Origin of the sequence: Magnetospirillum gryphiswaldense MSR-1 v2 (assembly GCF_000513295.1) — a bacterium.
GTDB lineage: Bacteria > Pseudomonadota > Alphaproteobacteria > Rhodospirillales > Magnetospirillaceae > Magnetospirillum > Magnetospirillum gryphiswaldense.
This window is the reverse complement of sequence record NC_023065.1, coordinates 2,645,337-2,666,920: the sequence shown is the minus strand read 5'-3', so window position 1 is coordinate 2,666,920 and position 21,584 is coordinate 2,645,337. Positions and strand designations below refer to the sequence as shown.

At 67.3% G+C, this 21,584-nt stretch carries 25 protein-coding genes; 3 read left to right on the top strand and 22 right to left on the bottom strand.

The window, feature by feature from the left end; all coding sequences use genetic code 11:
* Nucleotides 1-6: 6 nt before the first annotated feature.
* The 9 genes from MGMSRV2_RS12630 to MGMSRV2_RS12590 all read right to left on the bottom strand — a co-directional run bounded on the left by MGMSRV2_RS12630 (nucleotide 7) and on the right by MGMSRV2_RS12590 (nucleotide 8,131).
* Nucleotides 7-2,334 (bottom strand): host specificity factor TipJ family phage tail protein, encoded by a 2,328-nt coding sequence (locus tag MGMSRV2_RS12630; RefSeq protein WP_024080736.1) that lies wholly within the window; start codon nucleotides 2,332-2,334, stop codon nucleotides 7-9.
* Nucleotides 2,331-2,726, bottom strand: coding sequence for an NlpC/P60 family protein (locus MGMSRV2_RS12625; RefSeq protein ID WP_024080735.1), 396 nt, complete (start codon nucleotides 2,724-2,726; stop codon nucleotides 2,331-2,333). Before MGMSRV2_RS12625 ends, MGMSRV2_RS12630 begins: the two co-directional genes overlap by 4 nt.
* Before the next feature lie 11 nt (nucleotides 2,727-2,737).
* Entirely contained in the window at nucleotides 2,738-3,262 is a 525-nt protein-coding gene (locus tag MGMSRV2_RS12620) for a DUF1833 family protein (RefSeq protein ID WP_024080734.1), read from the bottom strand.
* Entirely contained in the window at nucleotides 3,255-3,590 is a 336-nt protein-coding gene (locus tag MGMSRV2_RS12615; protein ID WP_024080733.1) for a hypothetical protein, read from the bottom strand. The genes MGMSRV2_RS12620 and MGMSRV2_RS12615 overlap by 8 nt, the downstream gene beginning before the upstream one ends.
* Nucleotides 3,591-3,593: 3 nt before the next feature.
* A complete protein-coding gene (locus MGMSRV2_RS12610; RefSeq protein WP_144084304.1) occupies nucleotides 3,594-3,866 on the bottom strand; it encodes a hypothetical protein in 273 nt (90 codons plus the stop codon).
* Between the two features lie 15 nt (nucleotides 3,867-3,881).
* Nucleotides 3,882-6,098, bottom strand: coding sequence for an RCC1 domain-containing protein (locus tag MGMSRV2_RS12605; RefSeq protein WP_024080731.1), 2,217 nt, complete (start codon nucleotides 6,096-6,098; stop codon nucleotides 3,882-3,884).
* Between the two features lie 170 nt (nucleotides 6,099-6,268).
* Complete coding sequence (locus MGMSRV2_RS12600; protein WP_024080730.1) at nucleotides 6,269-6,586, bottom strand: hypothetical protein; 318 nt, start codon at nucleotides 6,584-6,586, stop codon at nucleotides 6,269-6,271.
* Nucleotides 6,587-6,591: 5 nt separating this feature from the next.
* Nucleotides 6,592-7,629 carry a hypothetical protein gene (locus MGMSRV2_RS12595; RefSeq protein WP_024080729.1) on the bottom strand — a complete coding sequence of 346 codons (1,038 nt, stop codon included), beginning with the start codon at nucleotides 7,627-7,629 and terminating at the stop codon, nucleotides 6,592-6,594.
* 7 nt (nucleotides 7,630-7,636) lie between these two features.
* Nucleotides 7,637-8,131, bottom strand: a complete 495-nt coding sequence (locus tag MGMSRV2_RS12590) for a hypothetical protein (protein ID WP_024080728.1) — start codon at nucleotides 8,129-8,131, stop codon at nucleotides 7,637-7,639.
* A 90-nt stretch (nucleotides 8,132-8,221) separates the two neighbouring features.
* Between MGMSRV2_RS12590 and MGMSRV2_RS12585 the strand changes: the two genes are divergently transcribed.
* Nucleotides 8,222-8,479 carry a type II toxin-antitoxin system RelB/DinJ family antitoxin gene (locus tag MGMSRV2_RS12585; protein WP_024080727.1) on the top strand — a complete coding sequence of 86 codons (258 nt, stop codon included), beginning with the start codon at nucleotides 8,222-8,224 and terminating at the stop codon, nucleotides 8,477-8,479.
* Nucleotides 8,466-8,747: a type II toxin-antitoxin system YafQ family toxin gene (locus tag MGMSRV2_RS12580; protein ID WP_024080726.1), complete on the top strand. Its 282-nt coding sequence runs from the start codon at nucleotides 8,466-8,468 to the stop codon at nucleotides 8,745-8,747. Before MGMSRV2_RS12585 ends, MGMSRV2_RS12580 begins: the two co-directional genes overlap by 14 nt.
* Before the next feature lie 3 nt (nucleotides 8,748-8,750).
* Here the strand turns inward: MGMSRV2_RS12580 and MGMSRV2_RS12575 are convergent, their stop codons facing one another.
* The 6 genes from MGMSRV2_RS12575 to MGMSRV2_RS12555 all read right to left on the bottom strand — a co-directional run bounded on the left by MGMSRV2_RS12575 (nucleotide 8,751) and on the right by MGMSRV2_RS12555 (nucleotide 14,182).
* Nucleotides 8,751-11,312 (bottom strand): phage tail tape measure C-terminal domain-containing protein, encoded by a 2,562-nt coding sequence (locus MGMSRV2_RS12575; protein WP_024080725.1) that lies wholly within the window; start codon nucleotides 11,310-11,312, stop codon nucleotides 8,751-8,753.
* A 98-nt stretch (nucleotides 11,313-11,410) separates the two neighbouring features.
* Nucleotides 11,411-11,563 carry a DUF7697 family protein gene (locus tag MGMSRV2_RS21460; RefSeq protein ID WP_024080724.1) on the bottom strand — a complete coding sequence of 51 codons (153 nt, stop codon included), beginning with the start codon at nucleotides 11,561-11,563 and terminating at the stop codon, nucleotides 11,411-11,413.
* A gap of 38 nt (nucleotides 11,564-11,601) precedes the next feature.
* Nucleotides 11,602-12,126, bottom strand: coding sequence for a hypothetical protein (locus MGMSRV2_RS12570; RefSeq protein WP_041633608.1), 525 nt, complete (start codon nucleotides 12,124-12,126; stop codon nucleotides 11,602-11,604).
* A gap of 11 nt (nucleotides 12,127-12,137) precedes the next feature.
* Nucleotides 12,138-13,097 carry a phage tail tube protein gene (locus tag MGMSRV2_RS12565; protein WP_024080722.1) on the bottom strand — a complete coding sequence of 320 codons (960 nt, stop codon included), beginning with the start codon at nucleotides 13,095-13,097 and terminating at the stop codon, nucleotides 12,138-12,140.
* Between the two features lie 22 nt (nucleotides 13,098-13,119).
* Nucleotides 13,120-13,554, bottom strand: a complete 435-nt coding sequence (locus tag MGMSRV2_RS12560) for a hypothetical protein (protein WP_024080721.1) — start codon at nucleotides 13,552-13,554, stop codon at nucleotides 13,120-13,122.
* The gene (locus MGMSRV2_RS12555; protein WP_024080720.1) at nucleotides 13,547-14,182 is read right to left on the bottom strand and encodes a DUF6441 family protein; all 636 of its coding nucleotides are present in this window, start codon (nucleotides 14,180-14,182) and stop codon (nucleotides 13,547-13,549) included. Before MGMSRV2_RS12555 ends, MGMSRV2_RS12560 begins: the two co-directional genes overlap by 8 nt.
* Before the next feature lie 99 nt (nucleotides 14,183-14,281).
* On the opposite strand from MGMSRV2_RS12555, the gene MGMSRV2_RS12550 reads away from it, so the two are divergent.
* On the top strand, nucleotides 14,282-15,010 hold the full coding sequence (locus MGMSRV2_RS12550; protein ID WP_024080719.1) for a hypothetical protein: 729 nt from the start codon (nucleotides 14,282-14,284) through the stop codon (nucleotides 15,008-15,010).
* A 5-nt stretch (nucleotides 15,011-15,015) separates the two neighbouring features.
* On the opposite strand, the gene MGMSRV2_RS12545 is transcribed toward MGMSRV2_RS12550, so the two are convergent.
* Genes MGMSRV2_RS12545 through MGMSRV2_RS12515 form a run of 7 tightly spaced genes read right to left on the bottom strand, consistent with a single transcriptional unit; the run spans nucleotide 15,016 to nucleotide 21,559 of the window.
* Nucleotides 15,016-15,312: a head-tail joining protein gene (locus tag MGMSRV2_RS12545; RefSeq protein WP_024080718.1), complete on the bottom strand. Its 297-nt coding sequence runs from the start codon at nucleotides 15,310-15,312 to the stop codon at nucleotides 15,016-15,018.
* A 2-nt stretch (nucleotides 15,313-15,314) separates the two neighbouring features.
* A complete protein-coding gene (locus MGMSRV2_RS12540; protein WP_024080717.1) occupies nucleotides 15,315-16,337 on the bottom strand; it encodes a major capsid protein in 1,023 nt (340 codons plus the stop codon).
* A 14-nt stretch (nucleotides 16,338-16,351) separates the two neighbouring features.
* The gene (locus tag MGMSRV2_RS12535) at nucleotides 16,352-16,741 is read right to left on the bottom strand and encodes a head decoration protein (RefSeq protein ID WP_024080716.1); all 390 of its coding nucleotides are present in this window, start codon (nucleotides 16,739-16,741) and stop codon (nucleotides 16,352-16,354) included.
* Between the two features lie 12 nt (nucleotides 16,742-16,753).
* Nucleotides 16,754-17,986, bottom strand: a complete 1,233-nt coding sequence (locus MGMSRV2_RS12530; protein ID WP_024080715.1) for a S49 family peptidase — start codon at nucleotides 17,984-17,986, stop codon at nucleotides 16,754-16,756.
* Nucleotides 17,987-17,994: 8 nt separating this feature from the next.
* Nucleotides 17,995-19,425 (bottom strand): phage portal protein, encoded by a 1,431-nt coding sequence (locus tag MGMSRV2_RS12525; RefSeq protein ID WP_024080714.1) that lies wholly within the window; start codon nucleotides 19,423-19,425, stop codon nucleotides 17,995-17,997.
* 2 nt (nucleotides 19,426-19,427) lie between these two features.
* Nucleotides 19,428-19,637 (bottom strand): phage head-tail joining protein, encoded by a 210-nt coding sequence (locus MGMSRV2_RS12520; protein ID WP_024080713.1) that lies wholly within the window; start codon nucleotides 19,635-19,637, stop codon nucleotides 19,428-19,430.
* Between the two features lie 2 nt (nucleotides 19,638-19,639).
* Nucleotides 19,640-21,559 (bottom strand): phage terminase large subunit family protein, encoded by a 1,920-nt coding sequence (locus MGMSRV2_RS12515; RefSeq protein WP_024080712.1) that lies wholly within the window; start codon nucleotides 21,557-21,559, stop codon nucleotides 19,640-19,642.
* Nucleotides 21,560-21,584 lie beyond the last annotated feature (25 nt).

The following is a 21,584-nucleotide window of genomic DNA, read 5'->3' as shown; positions in this document are numbered from 1 at the left end:
GGAACCTCAGTTAACGTGGACGCGGGAATCTTCGGCGACGGCGAGAATCTCGACCTGCTCGGCGCGGGGGCGGATGGCCAGGACGCGGGCGGATTGCGCCCAGGCCTGGCCCGGGCCGAAGCTGAAATACGTCCGCTCCTCCGAACCGCCGACATAGGGGGTGACGGTCAGCGGATCGAGGACACGGACCAGCGTGGGATCACCGGGCACCGCCTGGACCCGGAATGGCCCGGCCAATCCACCGTCGCGGCGGCGCAGCGCCAGATAGTGGGTGGCGCCGTCGGTCCAGGCCAAGGGTTCGGACAGGGCCAGCACATCGCCCTGGTGGCCGATCACCTCGCCGCCCTGGCCCCAGCGGGGCATGTCGTGGGTGATGGCGACCAGATCGCCGTAGGTGGGAATCATGCCCTCCATCTCGGTGCGGAAGGTGACCAGACGGCGGCGGTAACGGTTGTTGGCGGCGATGTAGAGACCCTCCCGCTGGGCATGATCCTTGGTGGTGCAGCCGAACAGATTGACCTTGGCCGGATTGTCGCCGCTGCTGTCGGGCAGCTTTGCCGTCGTCTCGTCAGGCTTCCAGGTGCGGGACGAGAAATACTCCACCGTCACCGCGTCGGCGGTGTCCTCGCCGGGCATGACGTATTTGATTTTGAACGAGCCCTTGACGATGTTGCGCGGCCCGAACATGGCCACCGGCATGGTCTGGGGCGCGTCGCGGATGATGCGGACGATGCCGCCCTGCTGGATGGGCACGGCGCGGCCGCAGCGGGCGATGCGGGTCAGGGCCTCCCACACCGTCATGCTGGTATCGAACACCGCGTCGAAGGAATCGCCACGGGCGGCCCACACGGCATCCAGGGTGGCCAGGGTTTTGAGGTCGATGCGGCTGTCGGCCAGCTTGGCGCCATACTCTGCCTTGCAGGCATCGGCGAAGGCCCAGGCGATGGAACGGGTCGGTTGCGGGGCCGACCAACCGCCCGCCGCCGACCACACCGGCAGCTTGCGGGTGGCGATGATATTGATCATGCGGCTGGAGCGCTGCGACAGGTTGTCGGTGGCCCGCATCTTGACCGCCAGCAAGGTGACGGCGCCGAAGTCGGGCTGGCCGGTCAAATAGGCGCGCAGCGCTCCCCAGCGGATTTCGTGGCCGGCACGCTCGGCGGTGTCCTTGGTGTCGAGGCGTTTGAGGCGGACCTCGTAGCGCCCGGGCGACACCGCATAGCGGAAGGACAGGCGGATGGCGGTATTGCTGGCGGCGGAGTGGGATTCGGTCGCCAGCACCGACCAGCCGGCAATGGCCTCGCCGTCGGCATCGATGGCCCGCGCCTCGACCAGCCACTGGACGGTGCGGCTATCGAGACTGCCGCCATCGTTGGCATAGTAGAGGCCACGGGGCATCACCACGTCGATGCCCAGCGCACCGGCCGAGGTGTCGACCGGGTTGGCGGTGAACGGGCCGATGAAGCCATCGTCGCCGGATTGCACCAGATTGGGAGCCACCAGTTCCTGGCCCGCCACCTCGGCGGCGGTGACGACGTCCGGCTCGAACAGGGTGACCCGGCTGCCGGGCGGAATGATCTCGGTCTGGACCTCCTCGAACGAGGAGATAGGGGTGTCCTCGACGCGGATCTGCTCGACCGCGTATTCCCCCTGGCCGATGACGTGAAGTTGATACAGATACTGCTCGCCGCCGACGTAATCCTGGTAGGGTTCGGAGGCGAGGTCGGGATAAATCAGGTGGCGGCCATAGATCACCGGGATCGGCTGCCCCAATCGGCCCTGGTTGCCCTGAGCCTGGATTGAATAGGTCGGGCTGGGGGCCGGGGCGCTGCCGCTACCGCCCCAGTTGAGCGACGGCATCGACGGCTTGGGGGCCGGAATCACGGTGTTGATCAGCACCGAACCGACCATGGCGATGCCGGCGGTGGCCATGGCTGCGGCGGTGCCGGTGGCGGTATAGCCCATGGCCACCGCCGCCATCGGACCCAGATAGATGGCGGCCACCATCACCGCGATGGTGAGCACGATCCGCATGGGATTCTTGCCGCCCCCGCCACCTCCGCCCCCGCCGCCCTGGGGCCAGCGAATGACGGTGACGACCTCGCCGTCGCCGATGGTCCGGACGGCATAGAGGCCGACCGGCACCGCCATGCCGCCGATCAGGATTTCCGGTCCATCGGGCCAGCAATCCTCGGCGATACCGCAACCCTGCAACAGGCCGCCCAGAGTGATCCCGGATTCCACCGCATGAACCGAGCGGCTGGCCACCGGCTCGAACGGATTGGTGACGATGACGCAGATGGCGGAGCCGTCTTCGACAGCGGAGGCGGTCATGGCGAAAACCGATAGAAGCCCTCGACGACCCAGCCGTTGAGGCGGAGCGCGTCAGGGCGCTGGAACACCACCCCGGCACCCTCGGCACAGTGCAGGACGCCGCCGCCATCCACTTCGAGCCAGATGCCCACATGGATGGGATGGCGGGATCGGCGCAGCAGCACGCAATCGCCTTCCGCAGGCGGATCAACCTTGGCCCAGCGCCGCCGCTCGGGGTGATCGCGGAAGGTCCGGCCCATGACCAGCATGTCTTCGGGATTGCCGATCTCGGGCAGGATGCGGCCGAAATGTTCGGCCTGCACCGTGCGGACGAATTCCCAGCAATTGAACGAGTTCGGCCCGCTGCCGTGGACGGACCACGGCAGGCCGATCAACGGCAAAGCCCAATGCATCGTGGAAGCTCCTACCGCGCCAGTCCGGGAAAGCGCTGGGCGGTATAGGTGATGGAGGGGAAGGACTTGTTGCCGGCATCCAGCATGCGGGCGCGCCCGGTGACCCTCATGGTGTCGGCTTCGACATCGGTCAGGGTCATGGTGATGGGCGGGTCCATATGGGGGCCGTCGAGGTCGTTGGAGAGATAGGGCCGCCAGGTGATCTCGATCACCTGCTGGCTGATGGCGGCACCCTCAAGGGCGTCGGTGATGTCGCTGCCGACATTGTCGAGGGTGACGGTGATTTCCGGTACCGGAGCGGTATCCACCGGCGGCGGCGAGAACTCGAAAGCCAGCGCGGCGAAGGTCACCTGCTTGCCGCCGTCGCGGGGCGCACCGGCCTCCAGCCGGGCGATGAGGTCGGCGTGATCGCGGACCACCCGGATCGGCTCGGCGAAGCTGGGGTGCCAGATTTCCAGCGTATCCAGGATCACCGTGCCGCTGGGGGCGGAGGCGAACGCCTCCTTCAGCGCCTGCGACAATGCCGGATCAGGCATCGCGCCGGTCCTCGCCATAGGGGCACAGGGTGCGGGCTTCCAGCAGCAGGCGGATCTGGTGGACGATCTCGGACAGGCCCTCGACCGCCGAGCGCAGCGCCTCGGTCTGGCGGGCCTGCTCCTCGACCACATGGGCGAAGGCTTCGACGGGCACGCCAGAGGGGTCCGGCGCGCCCTGCCTCCGCGACCATGCCCAGGCAATGATGGCGATGATGATCACCGTGGCGGCGATGGCGGCGACCTGGACCACGGGAGCCGCTTGCCCCCAGGCGCCGACATACTGGGTGGCAACGCCGGCCCAGATGTCCGGGGATTGTTCCTGTGCCATCAGCTATTCCTCCAAGACGATGCCGACCTTGGCCGCCTCGGCGGTCAGATCGGCGCTGCCCCGCCAGCGGAAGAAATAGGGCGCGGTCTCGACCACCTGACGAAGTTCGTCAAACTCGGTGACCGGGCCGAAGCCGATCTCCTCCGGCTGATCGGGGATTTCCGCGTCATCGGGGATGGCGAAGTAATGCTTGCCGCCGCACTGGCCGAGCGACTCGTACTGATCGGCCGGCGCCCAATGCAGGCCATTGGCGGGGGTGTAGGCGTAAACCTTCATGATCATCTCCTCCGATCAGAATTTCAGCGGCTGCGGGCAGGTGGTGCTGGTGTTCATCCAGTCGCCGAGCGCGTAGTTGCTGGACGGCCCCCAGGCGAAGACGGTGCCGTCCATGGCCAGGGCGTAAGCGTCCTGCTCGGCATTGCCGGTGCCGTCGTGGTAGCCCGAGCAGCCGATACGGCGGATGCGGCCATGGTATTTCGGCGGGAAGCCCACATAGCGGAACACCGTGGTGGGATTGGATGCGTTGGGCGCGCCGATGAACGAACCGCCCCATCCGGCGGCCATGGGATAGCCGTTGCGCCGCGCGATGCGGTCCGCGGCCGAGGCGTGCCGCAGCAGCAGAACGCTGTTGTAGTGGTACTGGGTGGCCTGACTGATGCCAGTGGTCGGCGACACCACCTGCGAGACATGTTCGACGCCCGGCACCAGGACGGGGGCCTGGCGGCTGTTGGTGTCGCCGAGGCCGAGTTGGCCATTGACGTTGCTGCCCCAGGCCCAGAACTGGCCGTTCTTGGTCAGCGCGAAGCCGCCCGCGCTGTAACGGGCGCCGTAGGCCCAGATGTCGATCACCTTGGTCGGGTCAGTCAGCCCGAGATTTCCCACCAGCACCGGGGTGCTGCGGTTGGTGGCGGAATTGTCGCCAAGCTGCCCACTCTCATTGAAGCCCATGGCGTACAGCTTGCCGTCGGCCTTGATGTAGAACGCGAAATTATGGGAGCCATAGCCGGTGTTGGCGCATTTCACCACCGGACCCGCATCGATCAGCACCGGCGCCGGCTTGTTGGCGGTGGTGCTGTCGCCGAGATTGCCGGTGCCGTTGTAGCCGCAGCCGAACAGCTTGTTGTCGGTGGTGACGAAGTGGGCGAAGCCGTAGGAACCGCCCGCCGCCACGATGCACTGAACATTGCGTTCGAAGGCGGCAATCTTGGTGGGGATCGTGCGGTTGCCGGTGTCGCCGTGCCCGAGCTGGCCATAGCCGTTATAGCCCCATGAATAGACGTCGCCGTCCTCCATCAGGGCGTAGAACGCGGCGCTGCTGTCCGGCCCGGTCATGCAGGTGGACACCACGTAGCGGACGGGGCCGGCATCGCCGGGAAAGACGATGCGCTGGAAGAACGATTTGCTCGACGTGGTGCCGTCGCCCTGCTGGCCATGCCCACCGTAGCCGGTGGCGTACAGCTCACCGTTCTCCAGCAGGATCATGGTGGTGCCGTAATTGCCGTAAACCTGCTTGACCCCGGCATCGGTCAGGTTCTCGGTGACCAGATGTCCTTCGTTGGTGGTGCGGTACAGCGCCGGCTGGAAATGCGGCCAGTGCGAGCCGTTGGGATCGCCGTTCCGGCCCGAGTTGGAATTGCCCCACACGGAGAGACCGCCGTCCTGGAACACCGCCGCCAGACCACGATAGATCGACGTCATGCACGACTGGCTGTCGGCGTCCCAGATGCCCAGGTTGGCATGATCGGGGAAGACCACCGCGTCCGAGATCAGGTTGGCCAGACGCGGCGTGGCGACCAACGACACCGCATTGCCCCCCGCGACAAGATTGTCGTCGGCGTCGCGGGCGATGAAATCGTTGGCGAGATACTTGGCCCGCGAGTTGGTACGCCCAGGCGGCAACAGCCATTGGGGATCGGTTCCATTGGACCCCAGGAACTTGGATGCGGCGCCCAGCGGCAGGCGGGTGTTGCCGGAACCGTCTCGGACATAGAGATCGCCGCGCACCGCCAGGGGCGATGCGGCGGCGGCAATCGCGGCGGTGACATCGAAGACGTGATCGACCATGCCGCCGTCGCAGAACAGCCAGCCCTTGTTGCCGGGCGCGACAGAAACCGCCGCCACCGTCTGGATCGCGGTCTTGATCCGAACCGGGACGGGCAGTTCATTGTCGATGATGACGGCCCAGCCACGCGACGGAGCGACCACCACGACCTCAGCCGCGGTGAAGTCCCCCTGGTCCGGGCGCAGCACGACGACATCGCGCGCCACCTGATCCTCGGTCAGCGTCAGGGTGGCGGTGCCGGGCGAGGCCACGGTGACGATCTCGGCGGGCTTGCCGGCTTCGTCAAGCAGGCCGAGCAAGGCATCGGCGCCGACCATGGATTCGACCGCCTTGGCCAGATAGACGAGGTCGCGGGCGGATGCCCCGTCCTCGCCTGCGGCGGCGGCCAGGGTTTGGCCTCGGCCCTTGATCGTCTCGATCAGGCCGCGAAGGGATGCGATGGACAAAGCGGTCTCCTTTCGTGCTTGTGGACGCGATTGATACGGGGGCTTCCGCCCCCGAACCCCTGACCGGGAAGCCCAGCTTCCCGGCCCTTCAGTTTTTTGATCAGGTTCGGAGGCAAGCCTCCGAGAAAGCGGGTGCGGGCAGCGGCCCGCTCGCGCAGCGAAACCGCCGCCTACAGCAGATCGATTCCCAACAGCGCCATGTCCTCCAGCAGCTCACCGGCATCGGCGGGCTTGCGCTTGGTCACGGGTGCGGGAAGCAGGGCGTCGAGCGGCGAGAACAGTTCCCAGGCGGCGCCGTCCCAGCGGAACAGCCCCTCGGGGCTTTCCACCTTGACCCACAGATTGATGGTGCGGGCGTCCAGGGGGATGGCATCGCGGCCGGCGACATCAGGCACGACAAGCATGGCGTCGAGCGCCTGGCGCTGGGCGTCGAGATCGGCCAGGGGATCGGCGAAGAAGGCGTCGATGCGGTCCTGCAATGTGGGCATGGGCGTCAGCCTTCGAGGATCGTGGTGAAACGGAGCAGGTCGTCGCGGGCGTCCAGCAGGCGGCGGCGCTCGGCATCGAGGGCGGCGCGGGCCACCTGCTCGATGGGGATTGCGAAGCGGGCGACATGGGCGGCGGCGGCATTGATCTGGCCGAAGGTGGTGGCGGCCAGCGCCTGGACCTCGGATTCGAAGCCGGCGGCGCTGGCGGCGATGTGATCCTCGGCCGATGAACCGGCGGCGGAGATCTCGGCCAACGCCTGGTCGATGCCGGTCTGGATCTCGTCCGCCAGGGTGCGGAGTGTGTCGTCGGCCTGGGCCACCACCGCCGCTGCCTCCGTCACGCTGGCGCTGGCGGCGTCGGCGGCCAGACTGGCTGCCGCCACCTGCTCCGCGGCAATGCCCGCCTGTCGGGCCGCCTCGTCGGCGCTGACCTTGGCGGCTTGTTCCGAGCGGCTCGCGTCATCGGCGAAGGCGGAGAACAGCATCAAGGTGTCGCGGGTGCCGGCCAGTTGACGGGCATCGGCGGCCAGGGCGCGGCGGGCGACCGCTTCGATGGGCAGGGCAAAGCGCGCCGCATGGGCGCGGGCTTCGGCGGCGGCATCTTCCGCCTCGGCTGCGGCACCGTCGGCAGCGGCAATACGGGTCTGCACCTGGGCATCGGCCTGGGCAACCAGATCGCCGATGCCGGCCTCGGCGGAGGTGGCCACCGAGCGGATGTCAGTGGCAGCCTGGTCGGCCGCCGCAATGGCCCGGCCGACAGCGGCATCGGCCTCACCCGCCTTCTCTTCGGCGACAGTGGCAAATCCCGCCGCCGCCTCCTTGGCCTCACGGGCGGCGGCGACAGCCCCCACCAGATCGCCAGCCTCCTGGTGCAGAATCTCCTCGGCATCGGCCACGGCGCGGGCCACGGTCTTGACGGGACCACCCTCGGTCGGGACCAGACTCGCGTCTCCGGTCGCCGGGCCGTGAACCACGCTGTGCAGCAGGGCGCTGTCCGCCGTGACTTTCTCGACGGCGGCGGCAAGGTCGGTTTGCAGGGTCATGGAGCGACTACCAGCGATTGGTGACCGGCAGGCCGGCATGCAGGGCGGAATGCAACATTTCGATGGTGGCGAACAGCGCCGGCACGTCCTCGGCCAGCAGGATCTCCAGCGCCCCCTCGTCGAGCATGGGGCGCTCGCGGATTTCCAACACCGAGGTGACGATCCAAATCCCGCCCCGACTGGGCACCGCCTTGTAGGGAGCGTTGCTCTGGCCGAGGAAACGGGCCTCGTGCCCGGTGACGCCGACACCGCCCAGCAGGTCGACCGCGAACCATTCGGCGCCGTCGGCCAGTTTCAGGCGGAACCATGCCTCGAAGGTGGCGAAGTCGGTTTGCGACAGCCGCCAGCGCACCGGGATGCGGGTGGGCGTGCCGGTGAAGCGCCGCCGCTGCCGCGCCGGTCCAGCCTCCATGTCGGTGCGGGAGGTGGCGTCCTGCGGCTCGATGGCATAGCCGTCGAAGGTCGGCAGGGGCAGCCGGGCGGGCCAGGAGAGGATGGTCATGACGGTCTCCGGGCACAGGCCCCTTGCATCCGGTGGACGGCAGCCTCATCTCTGGGCTACAATGTGGCTCAAGAGTAGGAGGTGCCCACCATGAACACTGTTGTCCGTGCCCGCATCGACGAGCACCTGAAGGACGAGGCAGCACTCGTGCTGTCGTCGATCGGCCTGACCGTGTCCGACGCCTTCCGCATGATGATGGTGCGGATCGCCACCGAGAAGCGGTTGCCGTTCGAGCCCCTGGTTCCCAATGCCGAAACCATCGCCGCGATGGAGGCCGCCCGGCGCGGCGACGTGGTCCGGGTCGGCAGCGTCAAGGATCTGATGGCGGATCTGAATGCGGACGATTAACCGCACCGGCCAGTTCAAGCGGGACTACAAGCGTGAAAAGAAGGGTCGGCATCGGGAAACCCTCGATGCCGACCTTGTCGATGTTGTCTCGAAGCTGGTGGCCGACGAGCCCCTGGAGGAGCGGCATCACGACCATGCCCTGACCGGGAACTGGAAGGATCATCGCGACTGCCATATCAAGCCCGATCTGGTCCTGATCTACCGACTCCCCGACGAAGAGACGCTCGATCTGGTGCGTCTCGGCTCGCACAGCGAACTCGGCCTGTAACCGTTACCGATACGCCCCAGCCGCCGGATTGAGCCCATAGCGATGCTCCAGCACCGGGGCCATGCCTTCGCCGCGACCGATGCGGCGGCTCATGCGGCCCTCGATCTCCTCGACGATGATGTCGAGATGGATGCGGCCATCGGCCCCCTGCGATTGCTCGGCGCGGGCCTGGGTGCCGGACGCGTTGTTGTTGACCGTGACCACCACGCCCACCGCCGGACGGGACAGCGCAGACCCCAGCAGGCGGTCGGCGTTATCCATCTGCCTGGGCGTGAAGACCCCCTCGCCCACCTTGGCGATGATGGGCCGCTCGCCCGCCACCAACCCACCGGCATGGTATTTTGGCGCACTGGCGAAGACCGAGGCGCTGTAGCGGCGGGTTTCCAGACGGTCGAGGCCGACCAGGCCGCCGGTATGGGCGATGGCGAAGTTGCCGGTGCTGGGAACCGGAACGGAGCCACCGCCGCCGCTGGCCCCAGCTGAACCGGTGCCGGAGAAGAAGCTGCCGATGCCGGCGATCAGGCCACCGAACAATCCACCGCTGGCTCCGCCGAACAAGGGCGCCACCACCGCCATCCGCCAGGCGGCGCGCAAGGCTTCCTCGGCCAGGGTGTTGAACAGGTCGCTCGCCGCCAGCTTGCCGGTGGTGGCCCATTTGACGAAGGCATCTTCGCTGGATTTCAGCATGCCGGTGACGACACGCTCGGCACCGCGGGCGGCATCGGACGAATCCTCGACATAGGCCGCCAGCGCCCGCTTGGCGCCGTCCGACCATTCCCTGGACGCCGCCAGCTTGCGCTTCTCGGCCGCCTCGACGGCGCGGGCATGGGTGTCGGCGTCGAGCGCGCCTTGGGCCAGCAGGTCGTTCAGTTCGCGCAGCGTGTCGGCGTATTCCTGCTCGGCGGTGCGGTGCTGGCGGACCAGTTCCTTGCCCCGCGTGCGGGCGTCTGCCTCCTCCTTCAGCGCCCGCTGCAATTCATCGAGCGCCTGTTTTTGGTCGAACAGGTCCCCGGCCAGGCGGGCCGCCTCTGCGCGGTCGCTGGCGGAGGCCTCCTTGGGCAGTCGCGACACCGACTGGTCGATGGCGGCCTGCCGGGGCTGCCAGGGGGCGGAAAGCTCGCGATGGAGATCGTCGAGCACCTTGCGGGTCTGCTCGGCGGCACGGAGGCGGGCCTCGGCCAGCGGCTTCTCGATAGCCTCGACCTTCCGTGCCGCTACCTGCCGCAGCAGGGCGATTTCGCGGTCGACATCGCCCGCATCGACGCCCGGCAGCGATGCCTTCTTGCGCGCACCTTCGATGTCGCGGGCCAGTTGGGTCTCGATGGCAGCGATCTTGCCGGCGGCATCGGCGGCCGCCTTGACCTTCTCCTCCTCCAGCGCCTTCAGCCGCACCGACATGGCCTCGGCATTTCGGTCGCGCTCGGCCGACAGGCGGCCGGATTCGGCGCCGGAACGCTCGGCTTCGAGCGCAGCCACCTCGGTGCGGCCCCTTTCGACCAGGGCGTCGATGTCGCGGCGGAGCAGGTCAGCCTGCCGGCGCAGCTCGGTCATGCGGCGGCCGGTGACGCCGATGCCCTGATATTCGGCGATCCGGCCTTCGACCTCGACCAGTTGCCGGCTCTTGGCCGCCACCTGGGCGGCAATGTCAGGGCCCTTCAGCAGGTCGCGGATGCCATCGACCATGCCGGTGAGGTCGTGCAGCACGCCCTGCGCGCCTCGTCCCACCGTGCTGGTGCGGGCGATTTCTTCGAGCAGGTTGCCCCAGGCGGCGGCGAGATGATGGGCGGCCCCGGTCAGACCCGCCGCTTCCGCCGCCCCCGCGCCGCCGACCTGTTGCTCAAGGGCGTCCAGGACCACCTTCTGGGCACCGGCGACATCGCCGGTTTCGACCAGCGAGCGGATCACCTCCTTCTGGGTGGCCGAGAACGACACGCCGACCCGCTTCAGCGCCGAGATGCCCTCGACCGGATCCTCCAGCGCCTTGCCCAGCTGGGTGGCCGAGGACGACAGATCCTGGCGGAACACCGCCGACAGGTCCTGGGCCAGGCGGATGGCGCGGGTGAAGGTGTCGCCCGAGACCGAGCGGAAGGTCGCCATGACGGCGGACGCATCCATCACCCCCTCGGCGGTGGCCAGAGTGCCGGTTTCCATTTCGTCGGCCAGTGCGGCCAATTGGCTGGCGGTCAGCCCCGAGGCGGCGCCGGTCGCCTTCAGCACCGCCTCCAGCCGGCGCAGCGACTGGTCGGCGGATTCCATTTCGCGCACGCCCTGCACCAGGGCGGCGCCGACGGCGCCCACCGCTCCGGCAGCGATCAGGCCGGTGCGCCCGGTGGCCGTCAGCGCATCGCCGAACAGGCCCATCCGCCCGGCCATACCCTCAACCATGCCGCGCACGCCCTGGCCGACCTCGTTGATCGCCAGCAGCGCCTTCGACGCCGGCTGAGCCGCGCGCTCGATCCGCTCCAACGCCCGGCGGCCATCCTCGCCCAATTGCATCAGGGCGCGGCGGAACACCTCGCCGTCTTCAAGGGCAAGGCGGATGGAGACGGTGCGGGCGGCAGTCATTCGTTGTCCCTCAATCGCCGGGCGCGCGCCTTTGCGCGCTTGGCTCCTCCGCTACGCTCCGGGGCGCTCAATGCGCCCGCGCTCGGACTTCGCCTCGCTCATTCACGATGTCTTTCGGCCAGGGCCTCGCGCATTCCCGCCTCCGCGAACGGCAGCAGCAGGGCCAGCGCCCGTTCGTCGAAGCCCAGTGCACGGCCGTGGGCGAGCAGGCCGGCGGTGTCGAAGCGGGCCGGGTCGGCGCGCATCAGCATCTCCCACGCCTGCCAGCCCTGTTCGGTCTGGGGCTCGTTCAGGTCGGTGGGACAGCTTCCGTCACCGGCGCAGGGGGCACCGTCGTCGCGGCACTGGCGGCAATATCCAGGCCCACCGCCGAAGTGCCATCGGCTGCGGGCCTGGAGGCGTTTCCCTCGGCGACCACCGCCTCGTGGGGCGCGGTGTAGAGGCCGACGAAGGCCTCGGCCACGCCCTGGATCAGCATCAGATCGGCGACATGGGTGTCGGACACCGCAGCCGGGTCGCCCTCGGCATCCAGCACGCCCTCCCAGTCCAGGATGGCGGCGCGGGCCAGACTTTGAGCGAACAGCAATTGCGAGAACCCCGCTACCGCGTCGTCGTCGCGAAGGTCGGGCAGGCCAGAGATGTCGCCGCCGACCGCCTTGAGGTCGGCGAACTCGCGGGCAACCGCGCGGGCCTTGCGCCAGCCCTTGATGCGGGCGGCCTCATAAATGGCGGTGGTCAGCGGGCGGACGTGAAGCCGCACGCCGAAGGGCAGATCGAGCCAATATGGCTCCTTCGGCAGGCACAGACGGATCATGGGGCGGGCCTTCAATACGAGGGGACGTCATTGATCAGGGTGACGCTGAGTAGGTAGCCGGCGACCGGGTCGCGGGCGGCGCGCCAGTCGTAGCTGGCCTGGATGCCGCCGGGGCCTTTGATCTCCTGCTTCTTCTTGGGGCAGAAGACGCGGGGCAGATGGAATCGCAGGGCATAATCAGTGCCGGGGATGGTGAAGCCGTAGAGCATCTCCACCGGGCTTTCCGCGGCGATGGCACTGGTGAGCGTGGCATCGGTGCCGAAGCGGACCTCGACCGAGCCCTCGGCGGTGGCCTCGGTCTCGTCGACGCCGTCGATCAGGCCATCGGAGCGGATGGTCTCGACCGGCTCGAGGTTGTTGGAAAAGCTGAGTCGCCCGCCGACCACATTGGCCAGCGGCGCCCCGCCGACCAGGATGCTGCCGCTGCCCTGGCTGAAGCGGCGCAGGGTGAGGCTGGCCAGCGTGCTGTCGATGGTGGTGGCGGTTTCCGTCTCGCCTTGGGCGATCACCGCGATGGTGGCGTTGGCGGGTCCCGAGCGGGCCATGTCGAAGGCGAGGCTGCCCAGCTTGGCGCCCGAGTGACGGAAGAATTTGGGTGTGGCCAGGGTCGGGTGGCCGATTTCGAGGGCCAGGCTCGGCAGCGCACCGCCCGAGGTGAAGGCATGGGTGAAGCCGGTGGCGGCATCGCCGCTGGTGGTGGGGGCGCCGAACAACCCCTTCAGCCAGAAGCCGAGGCCGCGCAGATCGAGCGGCACACCGAATTCGCCCTCGTCCTTGACCGCTTCGTAGAACGGGTCCTGGGCGTCACGTCCCTGACCCAGCAGCGGGTCGTAACCCAGCGGACGCTCGGCGCCCAGGCTGGTTTCCTTGAAGGACAGCCTGGTGTAGCCGTCGGCCGGCATGGTGCCATAGGCGGCCTCGAAGGCGGCCAGCAGGATGCAGTCGGCGCCGTAGGCGCGCGTCTTCGACATGGGACCGGTTCCTTTGTCTGAATCAGCCGAGCGGCGAGTCGGCGGTGTATTCGAGGACGACGATGACCTTGGCCCCCTTGAGGCCGGCGGCGCCGTCGATCGCCTCGGTGATGAATTCCGGCGATTCCGGCATCGCCAGATCCACCGTGCCCCCCAGCGTGGGATCGGCCGCCAGCCGGTCGCCGATGGCGGCGAGGATGCCATCCAGCATCCCGTCGCGCTCTTCCGGGGTGGCGCCCTGCACCACTACCTCGATCTCGGCCCTGCGGCTGTGGATGTAGGCGGGCGGCGACAGCAGCATGTCCGGCTCGGCGCCGCTGCCGTCGAACAAGGTGATCAGCCCGCCCGCCGGGATCTTGGCCGCCAGCGGCTCGTTGCGGCGAACGCTCGCGCCGGGGATCCCGGCAAGCAGGGTGGCCAGTGCCTTCAGGGCGGTCTCGCGGGGAGTATCAGCCATGTCCGTCCTTCCCCAGCGCCGAGACCAGTGTGGTGACCAGCCGCCGCTCGGCCGCTCCCTTGGCCCTGTTGATGTCGAGGCGTTTGCGCAAGGTCACCTGCGGATAGAGCAGGAACATGATGGCGGTGGCGGCATTGCGCCCGGTCCTGGACCTGGCGAAGCCGCCACGTTTGCCCTGCCGCGCCCGCATGTCGTCGGCCACCAGCAGCGACGGGCCGCCCCTGCGGTAAACGAAGCGGAGTGGAATGCCGAGCCGCTCCTCGACCAGCCGGGGCGTCGGGCGTTTCTTGCCGATGCGGGCCGGGCAGCCTGGTCCGGGCACCGCCAGCCAGAAGCCGTCGGCCGAGCGAATGGTGGCGCCCTCGTCGAAGGCGCGGATGATGTGCGGCGCCTTGCTCCACACCAGCCCGGCCGGGCGCAGCGAGTTCCCCGAGGACGGATAGGTCTGCGACCGCCAGGTGTTGGCCAGCCGCGAGCCAAGGCCGGCACCGGTAACCTGGGCGCGCAGGTCCAGCTTCAGCCCGTTGGTGGCTTCGCGCATGGCCGAACTGGCGGCCCGTTCGGTCGCCTTCACCTCGTCGGTTAGAACGCGGCCAAGATCGCCCCGGATGGCGGCCGAGAGTCTCATAAGCGCCTTGTCTCTTCATCCAAGATTGAATTGGGCACAGTCATTCCGCAAAATGCCTCCTTTACGGGCGGCATGTTCAGCTTATCGAGGTCTTTTGAGATGCAAGAGCGTTACCTTGGAGATTCACATGATTTTGTGAAGTACGCCTTGCTTCGATTTCTCCGGCGTACCCTCGACATGACGATTGGCGTCAACTGGTATCTGACCGAACCGGATAAAGTGGATAAGTCCGGAAACAATGATGGGGAAAAACGCCATCACATGAGCGGTGGTGAATGGAAGGCCTGGGTACCGGATCTCTTTGAACGCCTACGGCCATTCCAAGCTATTTCAAATCGCCGCATCAAAGGCATCGAAACGGTCGGCGTCTTGCCGGAGGACACTGCCTTCTACCGAGAGCACGTTGCGACCACCAACCGGCATATCTGGCATCACCACGCAAGAACTGCCCTCAAGGAGGCAGATGTGGTGTTTCTCGATCCGGACAACGGCTTCGAGGTGGATTCCATGAGCCCTCGAACCGCCCCCAAATATGCCCTGTACGACGAAGCGCTCGACTACTACAGGAACGGTCAAACTGTGGTTGGCATCCAGTTCGTTCGTCAGGCAAACATTGCCTTGAGGACACAACAAATTCGGAGGCGCCTTGAGGGAAAGGCCGACAGTGTTCCAATTCTTCGGTGCCGCATGGCGCCAACCATCCTGTTTTTCACGCTCGCTCAACCCTCGTTGACGACTCAATTGAACGGGGCGTTAACTACATTTGCTGCAAGCAGCCCGCCCATGGCGCGGCACCAGGCAGATCGTCGGATCGAGTTGATACCCTGAATGATTCACCCCGGCCTCGTGTCCAAGGTCCACACCAGCCGTTCGGCATCCAGGCGGGGTTCGCCCTGGACGACGAAACTGCCGCCGTCGTCGATGATCATGTCCCCCGCTTGGGGAGCCGGAACATCCCGTCGCCGGATCTCGAACACCGCCGTGCTGGTCTGCACAGTGATGGCCGAGAATTCCGCTTCGCGGTCGGGCCGCCGCACCAGGGCGCGCACGGGATGGCCCTGGTAGCTGACGGCGACGGCCATGTTCGGGTCGGCGAACAGGTCGTCGATGGCAGCGGCGAAGGCCGTCACGGTCAGTTACCCGAGAACAACCGCACCGCCAGACGCGGGCGCTTGTTGACCGGCAGGATGGACGCCTCGGTCTTGACGTCGATGGCGCTGCCGTCCTGGCGGGCCAACTGGCGGGCATACATGGGCACGCCCAGGGTGTTGACCGTCTCGATCAGGTTGGCCGGGGCGCCATAGGTGACGAAGGTGTCCATGGTGCCGAGCGGGAAGGCGATGCCCTCGCCGGCCGGGATCAGGGTTTCCGTCTCACCGGTGGAAAGAGTGACGGTGGCGCTGTATTCCTCGAACACCATGCCGGCGAAGGGGAAGCGGCGGCGGACGTCCTCCCTGAGCGGCTGGGCGCCGGTCGAGGAATAATACTGGTAGGCCTGCTCGACCTTGGCGTGGCCGATCAGCTTGTCGAAGAATTCCGGGCTGACCAGGGCCAGAACGCTGGTCATGGTCTCGCCCTTCAGTTCGGTCTCCACCTTGCGCAACACGTCGCGGATCTTGGCCTGGACATTGGTGGTGGCGGTGCCCAGGGTGAAATCCACCTGCTGACGGCTCAGGGCGAATTCACTGAAATAGTCGTAGAGGGTGGACCCGGAGCCGTCGCGGATGATGCCGCGGAGCGCATTGACCTCCATGAACTCGCGGGTCTGGGCATGTTTCGAGCGCATGCGAGTCAGCTTGCGCTCCATCACCGTGGCCAGAGGATCGGCGGCATCGGCGACACCGAAGCCGCGCACGCCCTGGACGTCCTGGGGCGTGATGGAATCATCGTGGGGAATCCACGGCACCGTGAACGAGCGCATGCTCCGGGCATCGCGGTTGGCGACGGTGGCGGGGCCGCCCAGGGGCACGGTCGGCAGCAGGTTGAGGACACCCTCGGCCTGCTCGATGATGACGCTGCGCTGGGTCACGCCCTCGAAGCGGAACAGCCCCATCTGGCCGAGCCGGGTGTAGAGGTTGGGCAGGATGTTGATGGCCTGGGTCATCTCGGCGAGCGAATAGCCGCCCGCGTCGAAGGGGTTGATGATGGCGTTCATGGGAAAGGCTCCGATCAGACGGTGGCGCGGGCAACCAGACCCACAGTGGCAAGCTGGACAATTTTGGCGGCCCGTTCGGCGGGCTGGTCGACCGAGGCTTCGAAAATCAGAGCGCCATCGGCCAGGATGACCGGGCCACGGGCGGCGATCAGGCCGGTGGCCACGCCATCGGTGGCGTCCACCGCTTCCAACAGCACGGCGATGGCGGTTTCCGCCCCTTGGTCACCGACCACCTCGGCGGCGGGCGACAGGCGGTATTCGCCGCTGGCGGTGATGCGGCCCAGCACGGAGCCGAGGCGATAGGACGTGCCCGCCTTCAAGGTGACGGTCTCGCGGGTGTAGCTGGCGTTCAGTTCGAACTTCAGCAGATCGCCCAGGGTGGGCGAAGCGGTCAGCACAGGCATGGCAGCGTGTCCTTATTTCCGGGCGGCGGCTTCGCGGGCACGCCGGACGATGGGGCTTTCGGTTTCGGACTTGGGGGCGGCTCCCGCCGGAGCGGCGGCCACCACGTCGGTGGCCTCGGAGCGCTCGGCCAGTTGCTCCAGCACGGTGCGACGCAGCGCCTCGGGGCGGATGCCCTTGGCCATGGCCTCGGCGGGATCGATGGTCACGCCCAGGCGGGCTGCCTGGGCGGCGATGGCGCTGATTTCGGAATATTCGGCGCGCAGGCGCTGTTCCACCTGGGCGGTTACTGCGCCGGGCACCGGAACAATGGCTCCCGGAGTGGAGCGTTCGGTTTCGATGACGGGGATGTCCCCCGCTTGCTCGGACATGGTGGTCTCCTTGGGTTTGGACAGGACGGGGGAACGGATAGAGGAACGCGCCAGGGTGGCGCCGAGATCGGCGAGGGCGACGCGGAGCGTGCCGACCTTGTCGGCCAGCCCGGCGGCCACTGCCTGATCGCCGCGATAGACGGTGGCCTCGGTGGAGCGGATCGCCTCGGGCGGCTGCTTGCGGCATTTGGCCACCAGGGCGACGAACTTCCCGTAGAGGGCATCCACATCGGCCTGAAGACCGGCACGGGCAGAGTCGGACAGCGGCTGGTGGGGATTGCCATCCACCTTGCAGGCCCCGGCATGGACGAAACTCCAGGCCAGCCCCGCCTGGGCATCTGCCCCCGATTCGTCGCGGTGGACAGCTACCACGCCGATGGAGCCGACCTCGCCGGTCTGGGTGACGTAGAGGCGGTCGGCGGTGCAGGCGATGGCATAGGCCGCCGATAGCGCCGCCTCGTCCGCCACCGCCCAGATCGGCTTGCCGCACTGGCTGCGGATGGCCTGGATGTGGTCGACCAGATCGAACAACCCGCCCACCTCGCCACCGGAGGAGTCCACGTCCAGCAGAATGGCGCGAACGCCGGGATCGGTGGCTGCCGCCTCGATGGCATCGGCGATGTCGCCATAACCGGTCAAGCCGCTGGCGGCGCCGAGATAGCCGGAGCGGGCCACCAGGGTTCCCACCACCGGCACGATGGCGATGCCGTCGGGCGTCACCGCCACATCGGCGGATGGAGCCGTATCACCGTCGAAGGAGATGGACTGCCCAGCCAGCCGGGGGCCGAGAGCACCCAGGATCACATCCAGCTTACTGCGGGCGACCAGCAGCGGCGTCCCGTACAGACGAGCCGCGAGATGGGGCAAATCGTGCATGTCCGTCCTTACGATGTCGGTGGGGGCAACAAGAGCGGTGGCGGATCGGAACCGAAGGTCAGCCCCAACCGCTGTTCCCGTTCCCGGTCGGTGGCAATCTCGGCATCGACCTGTTCGGCGTCGTAGCCACGCTCGGCCAGTGCTTGCGTCCTGCTTTTCAGACCCGCCCCGATCTGCTCGATCTCGGCCTTGGCGTCCTTCAGCGGATCGACCCAGTCCCATTTCGGCGGCAGCCAGGAGCAGGCGATGAAGCTGGCGCGTTTGCGCTCGTAGCCGGGAATGTCGAGCGCCCCGGACAGCACCGCCACATCCAGCCAGCGCTGCCACACTTTCCTGCACATCTGGTGGACCATCACCGAGTGCTGCCATGCCTCGACCCGGCGGCGGAATTCCAGCAGCGCCATGCGCGAGTTGGAGTAGTTGGCCTTCAGCATGTCGTTGGACAAATAGGCGTAAGGGATGCCGGTGGCGGCCGAGATCTGCAGCAGCGTCCGATACTCGAATGGCTCATACGATCCGCCCACATCGGCGGGGGCCGAGGTCTGGATCTGCTCGCCCGGCTCCAAGGGCACCACCTGGCCGGGCTGGACCTCGACGATGCGGTCGCCGGAACCATCGTCGGCTGGGGTCACATCGATAATATCGGTTGGTGCCGGCGAGATGACGAACATCGCGTACATGGCCGCGATCTTCTTGCGCTCAAGTTCTGCGTCATCGTACTGGTCGAGCAGGAACAGCTTGACGATGGCCGGGGCCAGCCGGGACACGCCCCGAAGCTGGCCGGATTCCACCGGGTCGATGACATGGATGATTTCGGCGGCCGGAACACGCACCATTTCGCCGACCATGCCGGGATCGGTGAGATCGCCGGGATGGCGGCGCAGGAACCAATATGCCGCCCGCCGCCCGATGCGATCAAACTCGATGCCCTGACGGATCACGTTGCCGTTGGGAAGAACCTCGGTTCGGGTCAGGGGCAGCATCTCGGACGGCAGCATCTGAAGCTGCAACGGCACCGTCAGGCCGTCTTCCGGGCGACGCGGGCGTAGGCGGAAGAACACTTCCCCGGCGATAAACACCTCGCGGGCGGCCCGGCGCTGCTGGCCGAAGAAATCGGTCAGCTCCTCGGCATCGGATTCGTCGGTCCAGGCCAGCCAAAGCTGCTGCACCAGGGTCTTCAGATCCTTGTCAGCGATCAGGGACGACGGCTTGATGCCGGTACCGACGGCGTTTCCGGTCCAGCTCTCAGCGGCATTGAGGGCATAGCCGTTGTTGCGCACCAAATAGCGGGCTCGCGCCGTGATGTCGGAACCGGCAGCAGCGATCAGGGTGTTGACGTGGGCGCGGCTGGGCTGGAAGCCCTTGAGCCGGCGGCTGCCCTGGGCGGCCTCGAAGCCGCCGATCAGGGCGCCGAGGCGACGGCGGAAACTCCCCAGCATGGTCACAGCCCCTTGGTGGCGACGGCGAGGATGCGCCGACGGGGCTTCCTGCCCTCCAGCATGGCGATACGGCGGTCGAGATCGGCCAGAACATGGTTGGCCTGGGTCAGGTCGTATTGGACGGTGCGGTCGCCGACGGTGACGCGAGCCACCAGTGAGTTACGCCGCGCCAGCACCCGCTCGCGCTCAGCCTTCATCTCGTCGAGAGTCATGATCAGTTCAGTCCACTGAATTTGATGATCCGCCGGGGTCGGCGAGCGATCCGGCGGATCTGCCCGGCCTCCGGGTCACTGGCAGAGGCAAAGTCCGTGGCCGCCACCTGCTTCTCGAGATCCCGCCATTTAGCCTCTGACCAGCGATCGGCACCGACGATCCAGGCGGCGGCGCGGGCATAGACCCGACAATCCAGCGCCTCGTTGCGCTCGCGCAGCTTCTGCCATTCCAGCTTGGTGAAGCCGCGCCGGTTTTTGACCGTCACCAGTTGCTCGGCGACGAACTGCTTGCACCACTCCGAGTCTGCCCACGATGGCAGATGCACCGTTCCGGCCGGGAAACGGATTCCCTCGGCCAGTTCCTCGTCGGTGGGCCGCTCCAGGCGCAAGTACCGGTAGGTCTCCGACTTGAAGGTGGACACCGCCACCGTCCAGAGGCGGGCACCACGGCGAATCTTCTTGCCGCCCTCGGTGGCGTCCACATAAGTCGGGCCGGAGACCGGGCTGGAGCGGTTGAAGCCCTCGACGCCCTTGACCGGCGACACGCTGGCGACGCCCATTTTGCGGCCCCAGGTGTAGACCGCCGAAGCCTCGTAGCCGGAGTCGATGGCGAGACGGGCGATCTTCAGGGCGGCACCGTTGGCATGTTGCCAGGTCTTCGCCAGCACCTGCTCCAACGCAGTCCAGGTTTCGGCCTTCTCGGGACCGCCGTCGATGACGATGTGGTCTACCAGCCAGCTTTCCAGGTTGCGGCCCCAGGCCCAGACATCGATCTCGACGCGGTCCTTCTGGACATCGGCCCCGGCGGTGAGGAACAGGGCGCCTTCCGGCACACTGCCATTGGCCCAGGTTTCGCGACGATCGTAGAGCCGCTGCCAGTCGGGGGCCTCGCCGGATTCGGTCCAGGTTTCGCCGAGCACGGTGTTCTTGAACACCCGCAGCGCATCGTCATTTCCTTGTGCCGCTTCCCACAGGCGGACGATGTCGCGCCACGACTGCCAGCCCGGCGGCGAATACAGCGCCGAGATGTGAAAGCCGATGGTACCGGGATCAGTGCCCGTGGCCGTCGCCCGCCAAACGCCTGCTGCCAGCATGGCGCCTTTGTGGTGCTCGGCGATCTCCTGGTCACAGGATTCGCAGTGATAGCGCACCGTCTCGGGGCGGCCCTTGTCCCAGCGTAGCCGCTCGAATTTCAGCCACTGCATGGTCCCGCAATGGGGGCACGGCACGAAGAAGCGGCGTTGGTCGCTGGCCTCGTATTCCCGCTCGATGCGCGACATGCCCCGGATGGTCGGGGTCGAGGCCAGGAACACTTTTCGGCGATGGGCGAAGGTCAGCGAGCGGGCCTCGGCCAGACCGACCGGATCGCCTTCGTCGTCGGCGGAAGCCGGATAGGCGTCGACCTCGTCGAGGAACAGGTAACGGGCCGGCATGGAGCGCAGGCCCACCGCGCTGTTGGCCCCGGTCAGCACCAGGGTGCCGCCGGGAAAATCCTTCGACAGCATGGTATTGCCCGCGTCACGCGACCGGGCCGGTTTGACCCGATCGCGGATAGCCGGGCTTTCCTCGATCAGCGGGTCGATGCGCTGGCGAGACGCCCGTTTCGCCATCTCCACTGTCGGCTGGACGCACAGCATTGGCCCCGGCGCATGGTGGATGACGAAACCGATGAAGCAGCACCCGGCTTCGGTCGCCCCCACCTGGGCCGCCTTCATGAACACCACCCGCTGTACCGGATTGGTAGGCGACAGCGCGTCCATGATGTCGCGCATATAGGGCGTGCGAGCGGTTCGGTACCGGCCCGGTTCGGCCGAGGCCCGGCTCGACAGCATGCGGTGCTGATCGGCCCATTCCGAGACGGTCAGGGCCGGATCGGGACGCAATCCATCGCGCCACGCCTGGAGCAGGACGGCCAGCGTCATCGCCGACATCACCGCCCAGACTGGC

Bases quoted from the DNA above. Each gene is read 5' to 3' on its own strand.
- MGMSRV2_RS12570 (WP_041633608.1), bottom strand. From the start codon at position 12,126: ATGATCCGTCTGTGCCTGCCGAAGGAGCCATATTGGCTCGATCTGCCC.
- MGMSRV2_RS12560 (WP_024080721.1), bottom strand. From the start codon at position 13,554: ATGGCTGATACTCCCCGCGAGACCGCCCTGAAGGCACTGGCCACCCTG.
- MGMSRV2_RS12585 (WP_024080727.1), top strand. From the start codon at position 8,222: ATGAACACTGTTGTCCGTGCCCGCATCGACGAGCACCTGAAGGACGAG.
- MGMSRV2_RS12615 (WP_024080733.1), bottom strand. From the start codon at position 3,590: ATGGCACAGGAACAATCCCCGGACATCTGGGCCGGCGTTGCCACCCAG.
- MGMSRV2_RS12620 (WP_024080734.1), bottom strand. From the start codon at position 3,262: ATGCCTGATCCGGCATTGTCGCAGGCGCTGAAGGAGGCGTTCGCCTCC.
- MGMSRV2_RS12595 (WP_024080729.1), bottom strand. From the start codon at position 7,629: ATGACCCTGCAAACCGACCTTGCCGCCGCCGTCGAGAAAGTCACGGCG.
- MGMSRV2_RS12590 (WP_024080728.1), bottom strand. From the start codon at position 8,131: ATGACCATCCTCTCCTGGCCCGCCCGGCTGCCCCTGCCGACCTTCGAC.
- MGMSRV2_RS12565 (WP_024080722.1), bottom strand. From the start codon at position 13,097: ATGTCGAAGACGCGCGCCTACGGCGCCGACTGCATCCTGCTGGCCGCC.
- MGMSRV2_RS12535 (WP_024080716.1), bottom strand. From the start codon at position 16,741: ATGCCTGTGCTGACCGCTTCGCCCACCCTGGGCGATCTGCTGAAGTTC.
- MGMSRV2_RS12575 (WP_024080725.1), bottom strand. From the start codon at position 11,312: ATGACTGCCGCCCGCACCGTCTCCATCCGCCTTGCCCTTGAAGACGGC.
- MGMSRV2_RS12525 (WP_024080714.1), bottom strand. From the start codon at position 19,425: ATGCTGGGGAGTTTCCGCCGTCGCCTCGGCGCCCTGATCGGCGGCTTC.
- MGMSRV2_RS12515 (WP_024080712.1), bottom strand. From the start codon at position 21,559: ATGACGCTGGCCGTCCTGCTCCAGGCGTGGCGCGATGGATTGCGTCCC.
- MGMSRV2_RS12600 (WP_024080730.1), bottom strand. From the start codon at position 6,586: ATGCCCACATTGCAGGACCGCATCGACGCCTTCTTCGCCGATCCCCTG.
- MGMSRV2_RS12625 (WP_024080735.1), bottom strand. From the start codon at position 2,726: ATGCATTGGGCTTTGCCGTTGATCGGCCTGCCGTGGTCCGTCCACGGC.
- MGMSRV2_RS12530 (WP_024080715.1), bottom strand. From the start codon at position 17,986: ATGCACGATTTGCCCCATCTCGCGGCTCGTCTGTACGGGACGCCGCTG.
- MGMSRV2_RS12580 (WP_024080726.1), top strand. From the start codon at position 8,466: ATGCGGACGATTAACCGCACCGGCCAGTTCAAGCGGGACTACAAGCGT.
- MGMSRV2_RS12550 (WP_024080719.1), top strand. From the start codon at position 14,282: ATGCAAGAGCGTTACCTTGGAGATTCACATGATTTTGTGAAGTACGCC.
- MGMSRV2_RS12610 (WP_144084304.1), bottom strand. From the start codon at position 3,866: ATGAAGGTTTACGCCTACACCCCCGCCAATGGCCTGCATTGGGCGCCG.
- MGMSRV2_RS12555 (WP_024080720.1), bottom strand. From the start codon at position 14,182: ATGAGACTCTCGGCCGCCATCCGGGGCGATCTTGGCCGCGTTCTAACC.
- MGMSRV2_RS21460 (WP_024080724.1), bottom strand. From the start codon at position 11,563: ATGCTGATGCGCGCCGACCCGGCCCGCTTCGACACCGCCGGCCTGCTC.
- MGMSRV2_RS12540 (WP_024080717.1), bottom strand. From the start codon at position 16,337: ATGAACGCCATCATCAACCCCTTCGACGCGGGCGGCTATTCGCTCGCC.
- MGMSRV2_RS12520 (WP_024080713.1), bottom strand. From the start codon at position 19,637: ATGACTCTCGACGAGATGAAGGCTGAGCGCGAGCGGGTGCTGGCGCGG.
- MGMSRV2_RS12630 (WP_024080736.1), bottom strand. From the start codon at position 2,334: ATGACCGCCTCCGCTGTCGAAGACGGCTCCGCCATCTGCGTCATCGTC.